The organism is Maritimimonas sp. 2205BS37-2, assembly GCF_056591755.1.
The window spans coordinates 31617-51226 of record NZ_JBWQOI010000001.1; the positions used below are offsets into that span (position 1 = coordinate 31617).

Annotated in this window: 22 protein-coding genes; 10 read left to right on the plus strand and 12 right to left on the minus strand. The window is 33.5% G+C overall.

Annotated elements, in window-relative coordinates; genetic code table 11:
• Nucleotides 1-63: 63 nt before the first annotated feature.
• The 5 genes from AC1EUU_RS00125 to bioA all read left to right on the plus strand — a co-directional run bounded on the left by AC1EUU_RS00125 (nucleotide 64) and on the right by bioA (nucleotide 4353).
• Complete coding sequence (locus AC1EUU_RS00125) at nucleotides 64-840, plus strand: XRE family transcriptional regulator (RefSeq protein WP_480199339.1); 777 nt, start codon at nucleotides 64-66, stop codon at nucleotides 838-840.
• A gap of 102 nt (nucleotides 841-942) precedes the next feature.
• The gene (locus AC1EUU_RS00130; protein ID WP_480199340.1) at nucleotides 943-2076 is read left to right on the plus strand and encodes an aminotransferase class I/II-fold pyridoxal phosphate-dependent enzyme; all 1134 of its coding nucleotides are present in this window, start codon (nucleotides 943-945) and stop codon (nucleotides 2074-2076) included.
• Nucleotides 2073-2486 (plus strand): putative signal transducing protein, encoded by a 414-nt coding sequence (locus AC1EUU_RS00135; RefSeq protein ID WP_480199341.1) that lies wholly within the window; start codon nucleotides 2073-2075, stop codon nucleotides 2484-2486. The genes AC1EUU_RS00130 and AC1EUU_RS00135 overlap by 4 nt, the downstream gene beginning before the upstream one ends.
• A complete protein-coding gene (bioD, locus tag AC1EUU_RS00140) occupies nucleotides 2483-3091 on the plus strand; it encodes a dethiobiotin synthase (RefSeq protein WP_480199342.1) in 609 nt (202 codons plus the stop codon). The genes AC1EUU_RS00135 and bioD overlap by 4 nt, the downstream gene beginning before the upstream one ends.
• Nucleotides 3088-4353 (plus strand): adenosylmethionine--8-amino-7-oxononanoate transaminase, encoded by a 1266-nt coding sequence (gene bioA, locus AC1EUU_RS00145; protein WP_480199343.1) that lies wholly within the window; start codon nucleotides 3088-3090, stop codon nucleotides 4351-4353. The genes bioD and bioA overlap by 4 nt, the downstream gene beginning before the upstream one ends.
• Nucleotides 4354-4400: 47 nt before the next feature.
• Here bioA and AC1EUU_RS00150 read toward each other — a convergent pair whose 3' ends face one another.
• Complete coding sequence (locus tag AC1EUU_RS00150) at nucleotides 4401-4835, minus strand: cytochrome c oxidase assembly factor Coa1 family protein (RefSeq protein ID WP_480199344.1); 435 nt, start codon at nucleotides 4833-4835, stop codon at nucleotides 4401-4403.
• Between the two features lie 75 nt (nucleotides 4836-4910).
• On the opposite strand from AC1EUU_RS00150, the gene AC1EUU_RS00155 reads away from it, so the two are divergent.
• From AC1EUU_RS00155 to AC1EUU_RS00170, 4 genes are all read left to right on the plus strand, one after another.
• Complete coding sequence (locus AC1EUU_RS00155; protein WP_480199345.1) at nucleotides 4911-6068, plus strand: beta-ketoacyl synthase N-terminal-like domain-containing protein; 1158 nt, start codon at nucleotides 4911-4913, stop codon at nucleotides 6066-6068.
• 108 nt (nucleotides 6069-6176) lie between these two features.
• Nucleotides 6177-6320 carry a hypothetical protein gene (locus AC1EUU_RS00160; RefSeq protein WP_480199346.1) on the plus strand — a complete coding sequence of 48 codons (144 nt, stop codon included), beginning with the start codon at nucleotides 6177-6179 and terminating at the stop codon, nucleotides 6318-6320.
• Nucleotides 6321-6383: 63 nt separating this feature from the next.
• On the plus strand, nucleotides 6384-7481 hold the full coding sequence (bioB, locus tag AC1EUU_RS00165; protein WP_480199347.1) for a biotin synthase BioB: 1098 nt from the start codon (nucleotides 6384-6386) through the stop codon (nucleotides 7479-7481).
• 13 nt (nucleotides 7482-7494) lie between these two features.
• Entirely contained in the window at nucleotides 7495-7752 is a 258-nt protein-coding gene (locus tag AC1EUU_RS00170; protein ID WP_480199348.1) for a hypothetical protein, read from the plus strand.
• Nucleotides 7753-7866: 114 nt separating this feature from the next.
• Here AC1EUU_RS00170 and AC1EUU_RS00175 read toward each other — a convergent pair whose 3' ends face one another.
• On the minus strand, nucleotides 7867-8334 hold the full coding sequence (locus AC1EUU_RS00175) for a YciI family protein (RefSeq protein WP_480199349.1): 468 nt from the start codon (nucleotides 8332-8334) through the stop codon (nucleotides 7867-7869).
• A gap of 108 nt (nucleotides 8335-8442) precedes the next feature.
• On the opposite strand from AC1EUU_RS00175, the gene AC1EUU_RS00180 reads away from it, so the two are divergent.
• Nucleotides 8443-9024: a peroxiredoxin-like family protein gene (locus tag AC1EUU_RS00180; RefSeq protein ID WP_480199350.1), complete on the plus strand. Its 582-nt coding sequence runs from the start codon at nucleotides 8443-8445 to the stop codon at nucleotides 9022-9024.
• A gap of 4 nt (nucleotides 9025-9028) precedes the next feature.
• Here AC1EUU_RS00180 and AC1EUU_RS00185 read toward each other — a convergent pair whose 3' ends face one another.
• The 10 genes from AC1EUU_RS00185 to AC1EUU_RS00230 form a co-directional block, all read right to left on the minus strand.
• On the minus strand, nucleotides 9029-10639 hold the full coding sequence (locus AC1EUU_RS00185; protein ID WP_480199351.1) for a CTP synthase: 1611 nt from the start codon (nucleotides 10637-10639) through the stop codon (nucleotides 9029-9031).
• 79 nt (nucleotides 10640-10718) lie between these two features.
• Nucleotides 10719-11345, minus strand: coding sequence for a hypothetical protein (locus AC1EUU_RS00190; RefSeq protein WP_480199352.1), 627 nt, complete (start codon nucleotides 11343-11345; stop codon nucleotides 10719-10721).
• An 8-nt stretch (nucleotides 11346-11353) separates the two neighbouring features.
• Nucleotides 11354-11884, minus strand: a complete 531-nt coding sequence (locus AC1EUU_RS00195) for a lipocalin family protein (RefSeq protein ID WP_480199353.1) — start codon at nucleotides 11882-11884, stop codon at nucleotides 11354-11356.
• A 133-nt stretch (nucleotides 11885-12017) separates the two neighbouring features.
• Nucleotides 12018-13469, minus strand: coding sequence for an aminoacyl-histidine dipeptidase (locus AC1EUU_RS00200; protein WP_480199354.1), 1452 nt, complete (start codon nucleotides 13467-13469; stop codon nucleotides 12018-12020).
• 5 nt (nucleotides 13470-13474) lie between these two features.
• Nucleotides 13475-14107, minus strand: a complete 633-nt coding sequence (locus AC1EUU_RS00205) for an NAD(P)H-dependent oxidoreductase (RefSeq protein WP_480199355.1) — start codon at nucleotides 14105-14107, stop codon at nucleotides 13475-13477.
• Nucleotides 14108-14118: 11 nt separating this feature from the next.
• A complete protein-coding gene (locus tag AC1EUU_RS00210; protein ID WP_480199356.1) occupies nucleotides 14119-15945 on the minus strand; it encodes an ABC transporter ATP-binding protein in 1827 nt (608 codons plus the stop codon).
• Entirely contained in the window at nucleotides 15945-17663 is a 1719-nt protein-coding gene (locus AC1EUU_RS00215) for a phospho-sugar mutase (RefSeq protein ID WP_480199357.1), read from the minus strand. The genes AC1EUU_RS00210 and AC1EUU_RS00215 overlap by 1 nt, the downstream gene beginning before the upstream one ends.
• Nucleotides 17664-17710: 47 nt before the next feature.
• A complete protein-coding gene (locus tag AC1EUU_RS00220; RefSeq protein ID WP_480199358.1) occupies nucleotides 17711-18064 on the minus strand; it encodes a DUF6970 domain-containing protein in 354 nt (117 codons plus the stop codon).
• A 24-nt stretch (nucleotides 18065-18088) separates the two neighbouring features.
• Complete coding sequence (locus AC1EUU_RS00225; RefSeq protein ID WP_480199359.1) at nucleotides 18089-19036, minus strand: glycosyltransferase family 2 protein; 948 nt, start codon at nucleotides 19034-19036, stop codon at nucleotides 18089-18091.
• A 15-nt stretch (nucleotides 19037-19051) separates the two neighbouring features.
• A complete protein-coding gene (locus AC1EUU_RS00230; protein ID WP_480199360.1) occupies nucleotides 19052-19573 on the minus strand; it encodes a DUF4199 domain-containing protein in 522 nt (173 codons plus the stop codon).
• Nucleotides 19574-19610: the final 37 nt, after the last annotated feature.

A 19610-nucleotide genomic window follows, 5' to 3' on the forward strand; every position in this document is an offset into this window, starting at 1 on the left:
TAATTTATTTTATGTAAATTTAGCTACAAAATGTAGTGAATGATTGCTACAAAATGTAGTAAAATGAATTATTTTAAATCAAACTTACAGTACTTAAGAAGCCTTAAGAGCTTGTCTCAAGAGGCTCTATCAGAAGAGTTAAAGTGTACAAGGTCAAGAATTGGCTCATATGAAGAGGGTCGATCAGAGCCTCCAATTGATATATTAATTGACGTTTCAAAATATTTTAACCTGCCAGTAGATACATTGATTAAAGTTGACCTGAGAAAGTCAAAGAATCAAACATTTATTAAGATCGGGAGTAATAGAGTATTATTTCCAATTACAGTTACAGAAGCGAATAAAGAAAACATTGAGATAGTTCCTATTGAAGCTTCGGCTGGTTACTTAAAGGGCTATGCTGATCCAGAATATATAGAAGACCTTCAACGGTTTAATTTACCATTTTTACCCGCTGGCACCCATAGGGCTTTCCCTATAAAAGGAGATTCTATGTTACCTGTAAAACCAGGAGCATTTATTATCGGAAAATACGTTGAAGACATTAAAGATGTAAAAGATGGGAGAACGTATGTGCTTTTAACAAAAGAAGATGGATTGGTATATAAACGTGTATATAATAGAATTAAGGATAGAAATAGTTTATTACTCTATTCCGACAATAAAAAATATGCACCTTATGAGGTGAAAATTGAAGATATTCTTGAGCTATGGAGATTTAAATGTTGTATTAATACACAAGAATATGATAAGAATGAACTTAAATTAAGTAGTATTGCAACCATGCTCACCGAGTTACAAATTGAGTTAAAATCTATTGATAAAAATGTTGTATCATGAAAGAATAATTTAATTCTTTATTTGTAAAAGGAAAATTAAGTTTACCAATCAACTAAAATAAACAGAGCATAAAGATGTGATATTTTAATACTTTTGCCAGTAATGAAGCTGCCTGAAAAATTACATCAAAAACTAACCGAACGTGAGGCTAATAATTCTTTAAGAACGCTAGGAAGTCATGCCAAGTTAATTGATTTTTCTTCAAATGATTATTTGGGTTTTGCTAAGTCTTCATTGATTTTTGACAAGACACATCAATTTCTAATAACATCTAACCTACAAAGGAACGGAGCAACCGGATCGCGATTACTATCGGGAAATCATCAATTATATAATGAGGTTGAAAATGTTATCTGTAATCATCACAAAAGTGAAGAGGCATTAATTTTTAATTCTGGATATGACGCTAATATAGGGTTCTTTTCATCTGTGCCACAGCGCGATGATTTAATATTATATGATGAATTAATTCATGCCTCCATTCGAGATGGTATAAAAATGACAAATGCAAAGTCTTATAAGTTTAAACATAATAATCTTGAGCGCCTCAATGAAATACTAGAAAGATCACAAGACAATAATCAAATAATTTATGTAGTTACAGAGTCTATTTTTTCTATGGACGGTGACTCACCAGATTTAATTAAACTATCTCAATTATGTAATAGGTATAATGCATATTTGATAATCGATGAAGCACATGCGGTTGGTGTTTTTGGAAATAAAGGATGTGGATTAGTTCAAGAATTAGGTTTAGAAAAAGAAGTTTTTGCTAGACTGATTACATTTGGTAAAGCTTTAGGGTGTCATGGAGCTGCTATTCTAGGAAGTAAAGAACTAAAGCAGTATTTAGTTAATTTTTCTAGAAGCCTTATTTATACCACAGCTTTACCACAGCATTCATTGGCTACAATAAAAACAGTATATGATGCACTCACCAACGAAGTCTCTAAAAAACTTCATGATAACATTGAACACTTTAAATTGGAAATAAAGAGATTAAGTTTGAACTTTATTAATAGTCATTCAACAATACATTGCTGTGTAATTCCAGGTAATACAGCTGTTAAATCAATTTCTAAAAAACTTAAAGAAAACGGATTTGATGCGAAACCCATTTTATCGCCAACGGTACAGGCAGGAACAGAGCGTTTACGTTTCTGCATTCATGCATATAATTCTAAAGAAGAAATTACAAAAGTTTTAGAGAAGCTTGCTACTTTTGTGACGCAATGAAAAACATATTTGTCACAATAGCAACATATCAATATTCATCCGAGGCCTATATTATAAAAGGCAAACTTGAAGCGGAAGGAGTAGAAACACTTATATGGGATAATCTCACCATTGATACAGACCCCTTAGTTAGCAATGCTATTGGAGGAGTTAAACTAAAAGTTTCTATTAAAGATAAACCAAAAGCTTTAGAGATATTGAGTTCTATTGATAAAAATTCAATTGATGATGAAGGGAATCCTATCAAATGTGTAAAATGTAATAGTACAAATGTTAATATGTTTTCTAGTGTAAAAAGCGCAAAATCTTTATTCTGGTTTTTAATAGGATTACTATATACTCTTTTACCTTTTTATACTAAATTTATTTATAGATGTAATGATTGTGGAACTGAATTTGATTTGAAATGAAAAAATACTTTATTACCGGTATTTCAACAGACGTTGGTAAAACTATTGCTGCGGCAATTGTTACCGAGGCGTTAGAAGCTGATTATTGGAAGCCAGTGCAAGCCGGAGATCTAGAAAATTGTGATACGAAAAAGGTTGAACGATTAGTTTCAAATAGTATATCTAAATTTCACCCAAATAGCTATGCGCTGAACACACCTATGAGCCCGCATGCCGCTGCTGAGATTGATAAACTCAAGATTGATCTCAAAAAAATAAAAGAGCCAATTACTAAGAATCATTTGGTTATTGAAGGAGCTGGAGGTTTACTGGTTCCATTAAATGATAAGCATACCGTTTTTGATATAATCAAACCTAATTATAAAATTATATTGGTTTCACGTCATTACTTAGGAAGTATTAATCACACCTTACTAACAGCTAATTTTTTAAAAGAGAAAGGGTTTGATGTATCTATTATATTTTCAGGTAACGAGCACCCTACGACCGAATCGATTATTAAGGGAATGACAAATACTGCGGTTATTGGTCGTATCGAAGAGGAACCCTATTTTGATGAGAATGTAGTAAAAGAATACGCAGAAAAATTTAGAAGCAAACTATGACCTTAAAAAGTAGAGATAAAAAACACCTTTGGCATCCGTTAACGCAGCATAAATTACAACCCGAAACCATCGGTATCGTTAAAGCAAAAGATTGTGTGCTTTATGATGAGGAAGGTAATGAATATATAGACGGTATTGCTTCATGGTATACCTGTATGTATGGGCACTGCAACCCATATATTATAGATAAAGTAGCAAGGCAAATGCAACAGCTAGATCATGTCGTCTTTACCGGATTTACTCATGAACCAGCGATAAGATTATCAGAAACACTAATTAATATATTACCAGATAATCAGCAAAAATTATTTTTTTCAGATAATGGCTCTACATCAGTTGATGTAGCAATTAAAATGGCGCTACAATATTATTTTAATAACGGCGAAAAACGAGGAAAGATTATTGCGTTTGAAGATGGTTTTCATGGTGATACTTTTGGAGCAATGTCTGTTTCAGGGTTGTCTGTTTATAATGGCCCTTTTGAAGATTTCTTTATTGATGTAGAAAGAATTCCTGTACCTACAGCAGAAAATTTTGAAAATGTTAGATCACAATTTTTACAAATTTTAGAAAAATATCAAGTGGCTGCTTTTATATACGAACCCTTGGTTCAAGGAGCGGCAGCTATGAAAATGCATCAGGCAGAATATCTAGATGAATTTCTAGCTATTGCTAAAAAACATGATGTGTTGACAATTGCTGATGAGGTGATGACGGGCTTTGGTAAAACAGGTAAATATTTTGCTTCAGATCACCTAAAAAACCAGCCCGATATTATTTGTTTGTCAAAATCATTAACCGCAGGATTGGTGCCTATGGCCATCACCTCATGTACACTGAAAGTGTATAACGCTTTTCTAAGTGATGAATTAGCTAAAGGTTTTTTTCATGGACATACATATTCTGCGAATCCAATTGCTTGTACAGCAGCATTGGCCGGAATAGAATTGTTACAATCAGAAGAGCTACAGAATAACATTAAAAGGATTACCGAAGAGCATAAAATTTTTGATCAACGTATTAAAAACCATCCTAAAGTGAAAGAAACCCGCCAATTGGGTGTTATTTATGCACTGGACTTAGATGTAAAGATGGAGCGTTACGGTAATTTGCGTAATGAGCTTTTTAATTTCTTTATGAAAAATGGGGTTTGTTTACGACCGTTAGGAAATACAATATACATTTTGGCACCTTTTACAATTTCTAATGAGCAATTACATAAAGTTTATGATGTAATTGAATCAGTATTAAACACTTTTTAACAGGCTTTATATTATTAGTTTGATACCGAAACTAGTTCAGTATGGCGTTAAATACCCTCTAAAGACTGGTCAATTAAGTTAATGCGTTCATTAGTTTCTTTGATCAGAACATAAAGTTCACTATAATTCCAATCACCATCATGTTTTTCAGCTTTAACTATAATACTGGCTTTACCATTAGGTCCTTTAATAGGGATTTTAATATCTGCATTTCCATCATTATTACTAAGCGAGATATTACCTTGCATAATACCATTCGTTTCTATAGGCTCGCCTAATATCTGAATAACTTTTTCATTAGTTTCCGCCTGATCTAGTGCATACTCATACGGCTCAGAGCCCGTAATTAATTTAGTAACTCCAAAGATGGCTGCTCCTACTCCAAAAACCATAAGAAGAACTATCAAAAGACAGCCACTTACTGGCACTAACCACATCCAATTTCTTGAAAACCAGCTTTTTTGTTGTACATGTTCGTTCATTGCTTACTCTTTTTATAAATATAAGTGTTTTATGACTGGTTTTTGTTACATAGAAACTTATTTTTGCCAAAGTTTATGAAGAAACCAATCTCTATAACAGCTTTAGCATCGATCTCTCCTTTAGGTAATTCCTTAAAAGAAAGTTGGGATGCATATCAGAACACAAAACATCATATTTTGCCAAAAAAAATGCAAAATAAAGATGTTTTAGTTGCGTCATTATCAGACGATTCCAGAACTAAAATAACTGAATTTCGAAATTCAAATTCTAAATATATTGATTTAGACGATTCTGTTCTCTATGCGCTATATGTGTCTCGAGAAGCCGTTAAGCAAGCAGATTGGAAAGCTCAAGATAATTTTGGCGTAAATATTGGTTCTTCAAGAGGCGCTACAGGTTTATTCGAAAAATATCACAGTGAATTTTTAACTAAAAAAAGGTCTTCAACATTAAGCTCTCCTACAACTACCTTAGGTAATATATCATCATGGGTGGCTCACGATCTACAAACAAAGGGGCCCGAAATTTCACATTCTATTACCTGCTCAACGGCGTTACATGCGCTATTAAATGGCATAGCCTGGCTTCATTCTGGTATGGCAACTAAATTTTTAGTGGGAGGTAGTGAAGCTCCTTTAACACCATTTACAATTGCCCAGATGCAAGCTTTAAATATTTATGCTAAAGACTTTATTGATTCTTATCCCTGTCGTGCTTTAGACTTAGAAAAGACTAAAAATACCATGGTGCTTGGAGAAGGAGCTTCTGTAGCTTGTTTAGAAATCGGGCAAAAAGAAAATGCTTTATGTTTTGTTGAAGGAATTGGGTATGCAACCGAACTTTTAAAGCATAACACTTCACTATCTACCGAGGCCGATTGTTTTCAGCAATCAATGAAGATGGCACTAGGAGATTTATCAACCGAAAATGTAGATGTGATTATTACACATACCCCTGGCACAATTAAGGGTGATTTAGCTGAAATCAAAGCTATCGAGAAGGTGTTTTGTAACAAAACCCCTTTTTTGACAACTAATAAATGGAAGCTGGGCCATACGTTCGGTGCTTCAGGCTTATTGAGTTTAGAACTAGCCGTCTTAATGTTACAACACCAACAAGCTATAGAAGTACCATACGCCAAAACACAAAATCAACCAAAAACTATCCAAAAAGTACTGGTAAATGCCGTTGGTTTCGGTGGAAACGCTGTTAGTGTTTTGTTGTCGAAATAATTCTAAAGACGCTGTTCTATTAAGTATATTAAAATTGATAAGGTTACCGTTTGGGAGAATGGTACTGCAAAAGATGGCAAAACATCTACATCTAACTTTATTTCTGGTATGTATAAAGCAGTTCCTCCATTACAGGAAATGTTCAATATGGCAGGTATGGAATTACCCGAATATCTAAAAGGAAAAGATGTTCAAAAACCAGAAAAGCCTAAAGGGGCAAAACCTGATGATAAATCTGATGATAAAAAGTAATTTAAAAATTCCGCCACTATGGCGGAATTTTTTACTTTTGACCATACCTAATAACTCGAATGTATGAGCATGACAAGACACGACTGGACAAAAGAAGAAATCTTAGCTATTTATAATAAACCTTTGATGGAGCTGCTTTATGATGCGGCTACTATTCATAGAAAGTATCACGATCCGAATACAGTACAGGTATCAACGTTGTTATCAATAAAAACAGGTGGTTGCCCTGAAGATTGTGGGTATTGTCCGCAAGCAGCACGTTACCATACCGATATTGAAGGAAATGATTTAATGTCAGTTCCTCAGGTTAAGGCCCAGGCTTTACGGGCAAAAGCTTCAGGAAGTTCTCGCGTATGTATGGGAGCTGCTTGGCGTAATGTAAAAGATGGACCAGAGTTCGATCAGGTATTAGAAATGGTTCGTACTATTAATAAGCTTGATATGGAAGTATGTTGTACATTAGGTATGGTTACAGAAAATCAGGCAAAACGCCTGGCAGAAGCTGGATTATATGCATACAATCATAATTTAGACTCTTCAGAAGAATATTATAAAGAAGTAATTTCTACCAGAGGATATCAAGATAGATTAGATACTATTGATAATGTTCGTAAAACAAATGTTACTGTTTGTAGTGGAGGAATTATTGGTATGGGCGAAAATGTAAAGGATAGAGCAGGGATGCTTGTGGCATTATCTACATTAAATCCACAACCCGAATCAGTACCTATTAATGCGCTGGTGGCTGTAGACGGAACACCACTAGAAGACCAAGAACCTGTTTCTATTTGGGAAATGATTCGAATGGTGGCTACTACCCGCATTGTAATGCCTGAAACACAGGTACGTTTGAGTGCAGGAAGAACCGATATGAGTAGAGAAGGACAAGCAATGTGTTTCTTTGCAGGTGCTAATTCAATTTTTGCAGGTGATAAACTTCTTACAACCCCAAACCCAGATGTAAATGAAGATATGGAGATGTTTAAATTATTAGGTTTGAACCCTCAAAAACCATTTATTAAAAAAATGCAACCAGAAACGGTTGAGGCCGAAAACTCTCAGTATAAAGATTTAGGTGAAAAACCTAAATGGACTCGACCAGAACATAAAATTGATCGCAACGAAGAAGCAAAACTGAAAGCTAAAGAGCTTTTGAAGTAACTTTTGATTTTTTATGCGCAGTTTTCAAGATGTTCATAATAGAAATAAAAGAAGAAAACAAACAAAAGTTGGTAGGTTTAAAAAAGAGCATTTAAGTTCAGAAGTAAATGATGCCTTATATGATTTACCAAAAGTTTCAGATCAAAGACTTAACAAGGTTAAAAAAGATATTCGAACTAAACTAAAAAATGAAAATAGAAAGAATTTTATCTTATCCATTTTGATTTCACTTTTAGTTTTTTATTTCCTCTATTACTTATTTATTAAGTAACATATAATATCATTTTCGACTTATTTCCAGGTTTAACCTTAAAGTTGTTATAGAAGTAAGTTAATGAAATGCCTAAATAAGTTCGGCATGACGGATAAGATACATTTGTCAACTTTAAATCTTCTTTTTTGCTAATTTACCATGGTGTTTATTTACAAAACCTAATGCCGCAGAGCCATACCAAGGATGTAATTCTATTATTAAACTACCAGATTTTATAGCAGGATCAGTTTCCGTTAAAGCTTTAGCTTCCTCAATAGATTCAACATTGAAAATATAGATACCACGTAATTCTCCATTATCTAAAAAAGGCCCTGCTAAGGCTAACTTTCCTTCTTTCGCTAAGCGCCTAATATTTCCCATATGAGCAGCTTGTAATTTAGCAGCTTCAGCTTTGTCAGTAGGTCTGTTTGGTCCCCTTTTTAAAAATGCCATCACATATTTGCGCATTCCATAGTCATCGGCTTTCATTTCTTTAGCTAATTCTTCATTAAATGTTTTTTCTGATATGGTGTCGCTTGTTGTCTGACTGATTACTGCCGATGCAGTAAAAAATGTAATGAGGATTATTATTTTTTTCATAGTTAATGCGTTTATAACAAAGATATTAATTTTAAAAAGCTTCATAGCAAGTAAAGAAAAAGTAAGGGAAAAATTAAAATACGTCTATTCATAAAAAACTATTTTAAAATGTATAAATTATTTTTCACAGCTATTCTTTTAATTTCTATTTCAGGGTTTTCTCAAATTGACAACGATTATTTACAAGTGGGAGAAGCTGCACCTTTAATTAAAGGAAAGGATCAATTTGGTAAAGAAATCAATTCGAAGAAAATATTAAAAGACCATAAGATATTATTGTTGTTTTACCGTGGAAATTGGTGCCCATATTGTAAAAAGCACCTAAAGAAGTTAAGTGAAAATCTTGAAGAATTGATTAACAAGGGATACTACGTGGTTGTTGTGACACCTGAAAAAGTTGAAAAAACCAAAGAAACATCAGATAAGGTAAATGCCAAATATTCAATTGTGCATGATGTTGATAATAGCATAATGAATGCGTATAAAGTAGCCTTTGAAGTCAATGATAAAAATGTAACTAGCTACTACGGGTTTACTAAAAATAAAGTAGCTAAATACAACGAAACGAATAATAATGTTTTACCAGTTCCTGCAACGTATATTATAGCTAAAAACGGTAAAATATCATATGCACATTATGATCCAGATTATAGTAAAAGAGCAAGCATAGAAGAGATTATAAACATGTAAATCTTTATACTGTAGCTTCAATTTTATATTTCAATGAAGCTGCAACAAATGCAACAAATAATGGATGCGGGTTGAGCACTGTACTTTTATACTCAGGATGATATTGTACGCCTACAAACCATGGATGGTTAGGTAATTCAACAATTTCTACTAAACCTGTTTTAGGATTTTTACCTGTAGCAATCATACCAGAGGCTTCAAATTGCTCTAAATAATCATTGTTGAATTCATATCGATGGCGATGACGTTCGTCTATCACATTTTTGTCATAAACCGATTTAACAACAGAATTGTTTTTTAGCTCACATTGCCATGCGCCTAAACGCATGGTGCCCCCCATATCTGTAATGTTTTTTTGCTCTTCCATTAAATTAATAACAGGATGAGGGGTATCTTCAACCATTTCTGTAGAATTGGCATTCTGTAGGCCTAAAACATTTCGTGCAAACTCGATAACTGCCATTTGCATACCGAGACAAATGCCTAAAAACGGAATATGGTGTTCTCTAATGTATTTTATAGCATCAATTTTACCTTCAATACCTCTATTACCAAAACCTGGAGCCACTAAAACTCCATCAAGGTCTTTAAGTTGATCAATAGTTAAGGTTTCAGAATGAATCCAATGTAAATTGACTTGTACTTCATTAGCTGCACCGGCATGAATAAAGGCTTCAGATATAGATTTATAGGAATCATGTAATTCAACATATTTACCTATCAAGCCTATTTCAACAGTGTGTTTTGGGTTTTTATGACGTTTCAAAAAGTCATTCCATTTGTTAAGAACCGGTTTATCTTCAGCCGAAAGGTTTAATTTTTTAAGTACTACCGTATCTAAACCTTCCTGATACATTAAGTTAGGAACATCATAAATGGTTTCTGCGTCAAGTGATTGAATAACATCTTCTTTTTTAACATTACAGAATAATGCAAGTTTACGTTTAATATCATCGGAGATTTCATGTTCCGTTCTACACACAAGAATATTTGGACTTACACCACTTTGCATAAGCATTTTTACAGAATGCTGTGTTGGTTTTGTTTTCAATTCGCCCGCTGCGGCTAAATAAGGAACCAAAGTAAGATGAACAACAATAGCATTTTCTTCACCTAATTCCCATAATAATTGACGTACAGATTCAACATATGGTAATGATTCAATATCACCAACTGTACCACCAATTTCTGTAATTACAATATCAAACTCTCCTGTAGTACCTATAAGCTGAATTCTACGTTTAATTTCATCTGTAATATGAGGAATTACTTGAACTGTTTTACCCAGATAATCACCTTTGCGTTCTTTATCAATAACCGTTTGATAAATTCTTCCTGTAGTTACGTTATTTGCTTGTGAGGTAGGAATATTCAAAAAACGTTCGTAATGACCCAAATCAAGATCCGTTTCGGCACCATCATTCGTAACAAAACACTCTCCATGCTCGTAAGGATTCAAAGTTCCGGGATCAATATTGATATATGGATCTAGCTTTTGAATGGTTACTGAGTAGCCTCTTTCTTGTAGTAATTTGGCCAAAGAAGCAGCAATAATGCCCTTTCCAAGTGATGAAGTTACGCCTCCGGTAACGAAAACGTATTTGGTGTTTTCCATTGCTATTAGGTTTTGCCAAAAGTACGAAGTCTAGAATTTCTGACAAATGAAAAAGAAGGAAAAAATTTAAATCGAGTAATTAGTTTAAAAACTTATTTAAAACTAAATAAATCATAAAGGCACTCTTCTTGTAAGCGTTTCCAACCCTCTTTAAATAGCGAAATTTATCTCCTTTTTTAATGGAATTTCCATTAGTGCCGGTAGCGCGCTTAATATGTAATGAGGTCAATAAGGTTTCCGAACTATTGGTGGTATAAAAATCAAAATCTACTTTTAATTTTGCAGGTTCATTGGCTACGCCTACATTATACCCTAAGTAGATCCATTTTGTTCTTACAACTAATTTATGATCAGCGTTCTCAGCAGTTAGTGCAAAGATTACTTTCTTTTTTGCTTTTGCCAATCTCTTGTTTAGCTCATTAACAAATTGTTCTTGCCAGTATTTGTTTTTGTATGCTTTATATTGATCTAGCCATTTATAGCCTATAGAATCGGAACGTTTATTTAACCTGTTCATTCTATGTTCTAAGTATTCTGCTTCGGCTTTATCATCTTCAAATGTTAATTGAGAAAAATCAAATTCTACTAAAATTACTTTAGTAGAATTTAAGAATGATAATGCTTTTTTATCGTATTTAACAGACTGTGCACTTAGATTTAAAAAGCCAATGACAGTAATGAGAAGTATCAGATTTTTAGCTTTCATTTACATCTTTATTGTTTAACTAAAGACATTTTGGCCGTTGTTTCTGAGGTGCTTCTAAATCCATCTATTACAATTTCTTGATTGATTTCTATTTCAAATTTTAAAGTGGTAGCAGTTATTTCAGTAATTATTGCAGTTGCTGACTCATTATTTTGCGTAACTGTTAATTCTGTACCGTTTATTGCCCAGGTTCCTTCACTTAAAAATTCATCAATATCTACAGGGATTTCCTGAGTATTACCTTGCCCAAGAATAGTTATGGTTACTACACTCGTATAGCTCCCAGATCCAACAAAATTATTTGGGTTTTGAGTAAAAATAACTTGTGCATCAATATTTTTACCAACTGCTGTGAAATTGGTTTGAACTGGAACTCCTTGTATTTCGGTAGTCGTAGTGCCTTCTTGAGTTATTTCTACTAATTTCCAGGTACCCGCTACCTCATCGGCTGTAGCATTTACTCCAATAGTATCATCTTCAGAACAAGAAAAAAGTAAAAATGCTACACAAACTGTTACTAAAATTTTTATTGATTTCATTTTGGCGTTTTATTATTACTATGATAACGACGAAAAGATATCTTATTGTATAAGAACTAAGTTTATAAACCAAATATTTTACAAGTATTGGGTAATGCTAAATTTCATCTCAAACAGAATCGAAAACATTTAGCTAACCTTTAGCAGGAATATTTTTTAAAATCTCGATAACGTACTTCCAATATTTTTGAGCTGAGCTGATACTTGCTCTTTCATCTGGAGAATGCGCTCCTCTAATATTTGGTCCAAAAGATATCATGTCCATTTCTGGGTAGTTGGTACCCAAAATTCCACATTCAAGTCCTGCATGACAAGCAAGAACATTGGGCGCTTCATTGAACATATTTACATAAAGATCTTTTAGAACTTTTAAGATTTCAGAATTCGGATTGGGTTTCCAACCAGGATATGAACCAGAAAGGTCAACGCTAAAACCAGCTAACTCAAATACAGATTTGATGGTATTTGTTAAATTCTCTTTGCCCGATTCTATTGAACTTCGTGTTAAACAAAGTATTTTTATAGTGCCATCTTTAACTAGTACGCGTGCTACATTGTTAGAAGTTTCTACTAAATCTTTGATATCTGGGCTCATTCTAAAAACGCCATTATGTGCGGCATAAATAGTTTTTAAAAGTATGTCTTGCTCCTCACTGGCAATTGTAGTTTGAGGTAATAAACTTTCTTCCAGCTCTATTTCTATATCACTTTCTATTCCTTGGTATTCATCAATAATGGTTTTTGCAATTTGATAAAATTGATCTTCCAAAATTTCTGGTACGCTAGTTACAATGATGGCATTACTTTCTCTAGGGATTGCATTTCGCAGTCCGCCACCATCAATTTCAGCAATTAAAATCCATTCATTGAGAGCGAATAAAATACGATTCATTAGCTTATTAGCATTACCAAAATCTTTATGAATATCCATGCCCGAATGCCCGCCTTGCAATCCTTTTACCGAAATTCTATAGGCAGTTTGACCTCCTTCGATTTTTTGCGGAACATAAAATTTAGTTGCTGTTATATCAATGCCTCCAGCACAACCCACACCGATCTCATCATCATCTTCTGTATCAAGATTAAGTAATATTTCGCCTTTTAATAAACCCCCTTCAAGACCCATTGCACCTGTCATTCCGGTCTCTTCATCAATAGTAAAAAGTGCTTCGATCGAAGGGTGTTCGATATTTTTAGATTCTAAGATAGCCATGATAGTGGCTACTCCTAATCCATTATCCGCACCTAGGGTAGTTCCTTTTGCCTTCACCCAATCTCCATCAATAAACATTTCAATACCTTGAGTATCGAAGTCAAAAACAGTATCATTATTTTTTTGGTGAACCATATCTAAATGCGATTGCATCACAATGGTCTTTCGGTTTTCCATGCCAGAAGTTGCAGGTTTTTTAATGATCACATTTCCAACCTTATCAATAAAAGTTTCTAAATTTAATCGATTTCCAAAGTCAACCATAAACTGAATAACGCGTTCTTCTTTTTTGGAAGCACGAGGCACAGCATTTAAATCTGCAAAATGATTCCATAGTGCTAGTGGTTCTAAATTTCTTATTTCTGAATTCATTTACTTTAAGAGATTTTTATAATTGTTTCTTCGATTGGTTTTCTTACTTTTTTGAGTGTACTCATAAAATCATCTTCAGCTCTAAATCCTACCGGAAATAGTAATACCGATTTTAGATTTTGATCACGTAAGTTTAAGATTTCGTCATATTTCTGCGCTATAAAACCTTCCATCGGACAAGAATCTATTTTTTCCAGAGCACAAATGGTCATTAAATTTCCTAAAGCAATATAGGCTTGATTTATGGCCGATTTTTGTTTTTCATTCGTAGATTTATTCGCAAAAATATCTTTAAGCTGTTTGCGATACGGCTGTAAAATTTCTTCAGAGGTACCTCTAATCTCCCTTTCTAGATCAAAATAAGAGTCAATATCATCTAAAGTAAAATAATCCTGAATACAGATAACCAATAGATGTGAAGCACTATACACTTGTTCTTGATCAAATGAGTGGGTAACTAATTCTCTTTGTAATTCTTTATTTTTTATAACCAATAGCTTAATTGGTTGCAACCCAAATGATGTTGCCGTTAAGTTAAAAGCTTTTGTGAGAGTTTCTACCTGTGAATCTGATAAAAACTTTGTTTCATCAAATTTTTTACAAGCATATCGCCATTTTAAATTTTCAATAACGTTCATTGCGTTTACTTTTATGCAAGAGATTGCATTTCAACTAATTTTTGATAAACTCCGCCTTTCTCTAATAGCTCTTTATGTTTACCTTGCTCCACTATTTTTCCTTTTTGCATAACCACAATAGTATCGGCTTTTTGTATTGTTGATAGTCTATGTGCTATAACAATTGACGTTCGATTTTGCATCATCTTTTCTAGTGCATCTTGCACAAGGCGTTCAGATTCAGTGTCAAGTGCTGATGTTGCTTCGTCTAAAATCATAATTGGTGGATTCTTTAATACGGCTCTTGCGATACTTAACCGCTGCTTTTGTCCACCAGAGAGTTTATTACCACTATCGCCAATATTTGTATCAAATCCGTTCGGCAGGTCTTTTACAAATTCCCAAGCATTTGCCACTTTTAAAGCTTTGATAATATCTTCATCTGAGGCTTCCTTAACACCTAATAAAAGATTGTTTTTAATGGTGTCATTAAATAATATGGCATCTTGTGTCACAATACCCAATTGCTCGCGTAGCGAAGCTATTTTTAAATCTCTTATATCGACACCATCAATGGTTATTTTACCCTGATTAACATCATAAAAACGTGTAATTAAATTAGCTAAGGTCGATTTACCACTACCAGATTGACCAACTAATGCAACCGTTTTTCCTTTAGGGATAACTAATGAGAAATTTTCAAGTACATTCTCTTCTTCATACTTAAAGGTAATGTCTTCAAATTTTATTTCTTGATCAAAATGCTCTTTATAGATAGCATTGGGCTTGTCTTTTAATGGATTTTCAGTTTCAATAATTTCAAGTACGCGTTCTGCAGCAGCGTTACCTCGTTTTACTCCATAGGATGCTTTTGAGATGGCTTTTGCAGGAGTTAAAATATTATATGCTAAACCCATGTATGCAATAAACGAGCTTCCATCAAGACTTCCTTCTACTAATACCATGCGCCCTCCATACCATAATAATATAGCAATTACAGTGATACCTAAAAATTCACTCGTTGGTGAAGCCAGATTTTGGCGGTTTAACAACTTGTTTGAAAACTTATAGAAACGGCCAGTAGATTCTTGAAACTTCTTATTGAATTTACTTTCGGCATTAAATCCTTTAATAATACGGAGCCCGCCTAGCGTTTCTTCTAAAGTTGAAAGAAAAGTGCCTTGCTCTTTTTGAACTCTGTCTGATTTTCGTTTTAAGCTTTTACCTATTGCCGAGATTATGAATCCCGAAATTGGTATAAAAATAAATACAAACAAAGTGAGTTTTGTACTTATTAAAAGCATCATTACAATTGTGAAGATAATGGTAAGAGGTTCTCTTACTATCAATTCTAAAATTGATAAAAATGAATGTTGAATTTCTAGAACATCGGTACCAATTCTAGCCATTATATCACCTTTACGTTTTTCAGAAAAATAGGAGAGGGGCAGTTCCACTGTTTTTTCATAGAGTACATTTCGCAAATCTTTCAATACACCATTTCTTAAAAAAGTAATAAAATACATGGCCAAATAATTGAATATATTCTTTAATAAGAATAATATAATTACCAAGCTAATTACTAAGAACAATGCTTTAGAAGCATCATCTTGTGCATACTGATTTACATGGTAGGCAAGGTATTCTTTAAAAAAATCTTTAATGTTGGAAATACCAGAATAAATGGGCTCTACTATAGGTTTAGCCTTATCTTTTTCAAATAGAATATCAAGCATTGGAATCAATGCTATAAAAGAAAGTGCACTGAACAATGCATAAAAAATGTTACAGATTATGTTTAGTATTCCATAGGTTTTATAAGGTAATGCAAAACGAAAAATCTTTTTAAAATAGTTCATTAATGTAACTTCATTTCTTTGATAATGCGCTCAATCTTTTGCTCAAGCAAACGTTCAGTAGGCATTAAATTCTCTAAATCATCTAATGGAAGATTTACACTAAAATAGAATTTTATTTTAGGCTCGGTTCCACTTGGTCTAGCGGCAACTCTTGTGCCATCTTGCGTTTGATAGATTAAAACATTCGATTTTGGCAGATCAATGTCAGTTTTTTCGCCAGTAAGTAAATTTTGGCAGACTGATGCTTGATAATCGAATAGGTATTCAACTTTAGATTCGTCTATTTCTCTTAGCGGATTTTTACGTAGGTCAGCCATCATTTGCTGAATCTCTTGTGCACCATCTGCACCCTTTTTTACAATAGAAATTAAGTGCTCTTTATAAAACCCATGCTTTAAGTATAAGTTAATAAGTTCTTTATAGATGGTTGAATTATTATTCTTAGCATTCGCTGCAATTTCACAGGCTAATAAAGTAGCTGTAACCGCATCTTTATCACGTATAAAATCACCAACCATATACCCAAAACTTTCCTCACCACCGCCAATAAATTCTAAATGATCAAAATCGCGAATCATTTTAGCAATCCATTTAAAACCAGTTAAGCTAACTTTGGTTTCAACATTATAGCTTTTGGCAATTTCGTTAACCAAATTGGTAGAAACTATTGTTGAAGCCACAAACTGACCACCGTTTAGTTTACTGCTCTCATACCACTGTTTTAGCAAGAAGTCGGTCATGATACTCATGGTTTGATTACCATTAAGCAGTAATAACTTGTCATTAAGATCGCGTACTGCAATTCCTAATCGGTCAGAGTCTGGGTCAGTTCCTATTACAATATCAGCTCCAATCTTTTCTGCTAAATCCGTTGCCATTTTTAAAGCTTCAGGCTCCTCAGGGTTTGGCGAAGCAACCGTAGGGAAATTACCATCTGGTTTTTTTTGTTCTTTAACAATGGTTACATCAGAAAATCCACCTTTTTTTAATGCTGTTGGTATTGAAATTACTGATGTGCCGTGTAATGGGGTAAATACAATTTTTAGCTTGCCCTTATTTGGTATGCCAAAAGTTCCATTCTCAACGGATGCTTTTATAAATTCGCTGTCAATTTTTTTACCTATTTTTTCAATTAAAGAAGTGTTTTCAACAAATTTTATTTCAGAAAAGTCTACATTGTTTACTTCATTAATGATCTCTTTATCTTCTGGAGGTACTATTTGCCCGCCATCATTCCAATAAACTTTATAACCATTATATTCTGGAGGATTGTGAGAGGCAGTTAATACAATACCAACATCACATTTTAAATGGCGTACAGTAAAAGATAATTCAGGCGTCGGTCTTAAATCTTCAAATAAGTATACTTTAATATTATTAGCCGAAAATATGCCGGCTACAATCTGTGCAAATTCTTTACTATTATGTCGGCAATCATAGGCAATAGCCGCTTTTAATTCTTTATTTGGAAAACACTTGTGCAAATAATTAGATAGACCTTGAGTGGCCCTACCTAAAGTGTATTTATTAATTCTATTAGAACCAGCTCCCATAATGCCACGCATACCTCCGGTGCCAAATTCAGTGTCTTTATAAAAGCTATCAAAAAGATCTGATGAATTGTTATCGATTAAGGTTTGAACTTTTTGTTGAGTTATAGCATCAAAAGGCTGTTGAAGCCAACTTTTAGCTTTTTCTAAAATTTGATTCTCTTCCATAAATGATTTTCTGAATTTTAAGGCAAATGTAGTAAATTTAGCTTTCTCTAAGGCTCTCTAGCGTCTTTCCAAATTAATTTTTCTTCGGTTCTTTTTGTAAAGAAATCACTACATTTTCCATCACCTTTTCCGGTTATTCCTCCGCTAGGATAACATACAACATTACAATTTTTGTCATAAAGTATTGTAAATCTATCACAACATGGGGCAGATACATAGTAGACATCTTTATCTCGATATGTATATTTATAGACACTTATGGGCGGATTTGCAACTTTTTGCTTCTTGAATTCATCAATTTTTTCTTGGATACACTTTGGTATTTCCTTTTCAATATTGGTGGAAGCACATGAAGTAATAAGTATTAAAAAAGAGCCAATTAGAATAAATGCTGTCTTCATAATTAAGTATGCAGATGATGATTTTTATAAGTTGGTTGTTTCGCTAACCTTATAGCGCGTGGAATCACGTTTACTTCTTAAAATAAGCTCTCCTAGAAATCCAGCTAAGAATAGCTGTGTACCTAAGATCATTGCTGCCAACGAAATGTAGAATTGCGGTCGTTCTGTAATTAATCGCCCTGTGGGGTTTAGAACTAATTTATCAATACCGAGGTAAAGCGCAAATAAAAACCCTATAATAAACATTAGACTACCTAATAAACCAAATAAATGCATAGGTCGCTTACCAAAACGAGATAGAAACCAAATGGAAATGAGGTCAAGAAATCCATTAATAAAACGATCCATTCCAAATTTGGTAACTCCATATTTTCGAGCCTGATGTTGTACTACTTTTTCACCAATTTTATGAAACCCTTCGTTTTTGGCTAAAACTGGAATATAGCGATGCATTTCTCCGTATACATCTACATTTTTTACAACTTCTTTTTTGTATGCTTTTAAACCGCAATTGAAATCGTGCAGTTTTAACCCAGACGTTTTACGCGCTGCGGCGTTAAATAATTTAGAGGGAAGGTTTTTCTTAATCTTAGAGTCATAGCGTTTTTTCTTCCATCCAGAGATTAGATCATATCCATCTTTAGCAATAAGTTCATAGAGTTCTGGAATTTCATCAGGGCTGTCTTGAAGATCAGCATCCATAGTAATTACCACATTACCTTGAGCTTCCTTAAAACCGATATTCAGAGCTTGAGATTTACCGTAGTTCTTTTGGAATTTAATTCCTTTTACATGTGTATTTTTATCTGATAGTTCTTCTATGATTTGCCATGAGCGATCGGTACTACCGTCGTCTATAAAAATAACTTCATATAAAAACTGATTGGATTGCATCACACGTGCAATCCAATCATATAATTCTTGTAAAGATTCTTCTTCGTTAAGTAACGGTATTACTACCGATATATCCATATATCTTGAAAGATTTTAATATTCTTCTTTTTTCTGCATAGCTGCAGAAGCGATCAAAGATATAACAAAACCAATGAATAAACTAAAAATTAGCATAACAGCCGATAAAATTGCCGGTGACGAAAATTTTTTTTGCATTTCGAGAGCACCTTCAATTTGTTCTTCACTCATGTTAGGGTTATCTTCAAGTTTTTGACGGGCTAATTCTAAACCTTGCTCCATAGTATCAGGGGCAATAACGTTTAGAAATAGTTGTGTGTAGATTATATAAATAATTGCACTAATCAGTGCAATAGCTATTCCTGTTTTAAGGCCTTGCCCTAAAGTTAGTAAACCTCCATTTGCTTCTTTGTATTTTTTTATACCTAATACAATTAATACAGCTGTAATTGCTATGCCCAAAACAGTTATTTTCCAATCTTGTTCGAGGTGTTTTCCCATTGCAAATAATGCAACATGAAGAATAACGGATGCCACCGCGAGGTAGATACCATAGGTTAAAGCAATGCCTTTTGTTGGGTTTTGTTGATTTTCCATTGAGTTAAATTTTTTGAGTTAAACAAATATAATTATT

Coding starts and splice junctions, on each gene's coding strand:
- AC1EUU_RS00220 (WP_480199358.1), bottom strand. CDS start 18,064: ATGAAGACAGCATTTATTCTAATTGGCTCTTTTTTAATACTTATTACT.
- AC1EUU_RS00160 (WP_480199346.1), top strand. CDS start 6,177: ATGTATAAAGCAGTTCCTCCATTACAGGAAATGTTCAATATGGCAGGT.
- AC1EUU_RS00180 (WP_480199350.1), top strand. CDS start 8,443: ATGTATAAATTATTTTTCACAGCTATTCTTTTAATTTCTATTTCAGGG.
- AC1EUU_RS00175 (WP_480199349.1), bottom strand. CDS start 8,334: ATGAAAAAAATAATAATCCTCATTACATTTTTTACTGCATCGGCAGTA.
- bioA (WP_480199343.1), top strand. CDS start 3,088: ATGACCTTAAAAAGTAGAGATAAAAAACACCTTTGGCATCCGTTAACG.
- bioB (WP_480199347.1), top strand. CDS start 6,384: ATGAGCATGACAAGACACGACTGGACAAAAGAAGAAATCTTAGCTATT.
- AC1EUU_RS00195 (WP_480199353.1), bottom strand. CDS start 11,884: ATGAAATCAATAAAAATTTTAGTAACAGTTTGTGTAGCATTTTTACTT.
- AC1EUU_RS00125 (WP_480199339.1), top strand. CDS start 64: ATGAATTATTTTAAATCAAACTTACAGTACTTAAGAAGCCTTAAGAGC.
- AC1EUU_RS00130 (WP_480199340.1), top strand. CDS start 943: ATGAAGCTGCCTGAAAAATTACATCAAAAACTAACCGAACGTGAGGCT.
- AC1EUU_RS00170 (WP_480199348.1), top strand. CDS start 7,495: ATGCGCAGTTTTCAAGATGTTCATAATAGAAATAAAAGAAGAAAACAA.
- AC1EUU_RS00215 (WP_480199357.1), bottom strand. CDS start 17,663: ATGGAAGAGAATCAAATTTTAGAAAAAGCTAAAAGTTGGCTTCAACAG.
- AC1EUU_RS00135 (WP_480199341.1), top strand. CDS start 2,073: ATGAAAAACATATTTGTCACAATAGCAACATATCAATATTCATCCGAG.
- AC1EUU_RS00200 (WP_480199354.1), bottom strand. CDS start 13,469: ATGAATTCAGAAATAAGAAATTTAGAACCACTAGCACTATGGAATCAT.
- AC1EUU_RS00230 (WP_480199360.1), bottom strand. CDS start 19,573: ATGGAAAATCAACAAAACCCAACAAAAGGCATTGCTTTAACCTATGGT.
- AC1EUU_RS00155 (WP_480199345.1), top strand. CDS start 4,911: ATGAAGAAACCAATCTCTATAACAGCTTTAGCATCGATCTCTCCTTTA.
- AC1EUU_RS00185 (WP_480199351.1), bottom strand. CDS start 10,639: ATGGAAAACACCAAATACGTTTTCGTTACCGGAGGCGTAACTTCATCA.
- AC1EUU_RS00225 (WP_480199359.1), bottom strand. CDS start 19,036: ATGGATATATCGGTAGTAATACCGTTACTTAACGAAGAAGAATCTTTA.
- AC1EUU_RS00205 (WP_480199355.1), bottom strand. CDS start 14,107: ATGAACGTTATTGAAAATTTAAAATGGCGATATGCTTGTAAAAAATTT.
- AC1EUU_RS00210 (WP_480199356.1), bottom strand. CDS start 15,945: ATGAACTATTTTAAAAAGATTTTTCGTTTTGCATTACCTTATAAAACC.
- AC1EUU_RS00190 (WP_480199352.1), bottom strand. CDS start 11,345: ATGAAAGCTAAAAATCTGATACTTCTCATTACTGTCATTGGCTTTTTA.
- AC1EUU_RS00150 (WP_480199344.1), bottom strand. CDS start 4,835: ATGAACGAACATGTACAACAAAAAAGCTGGTTTTCAAGAAATTGGATG.
- bioD (WP_480199342.1), top strand. CDS start 2,483: ATGAAAAAATACTTTATTACCGGTATTTCAACAGACGTTGGTAAAACT.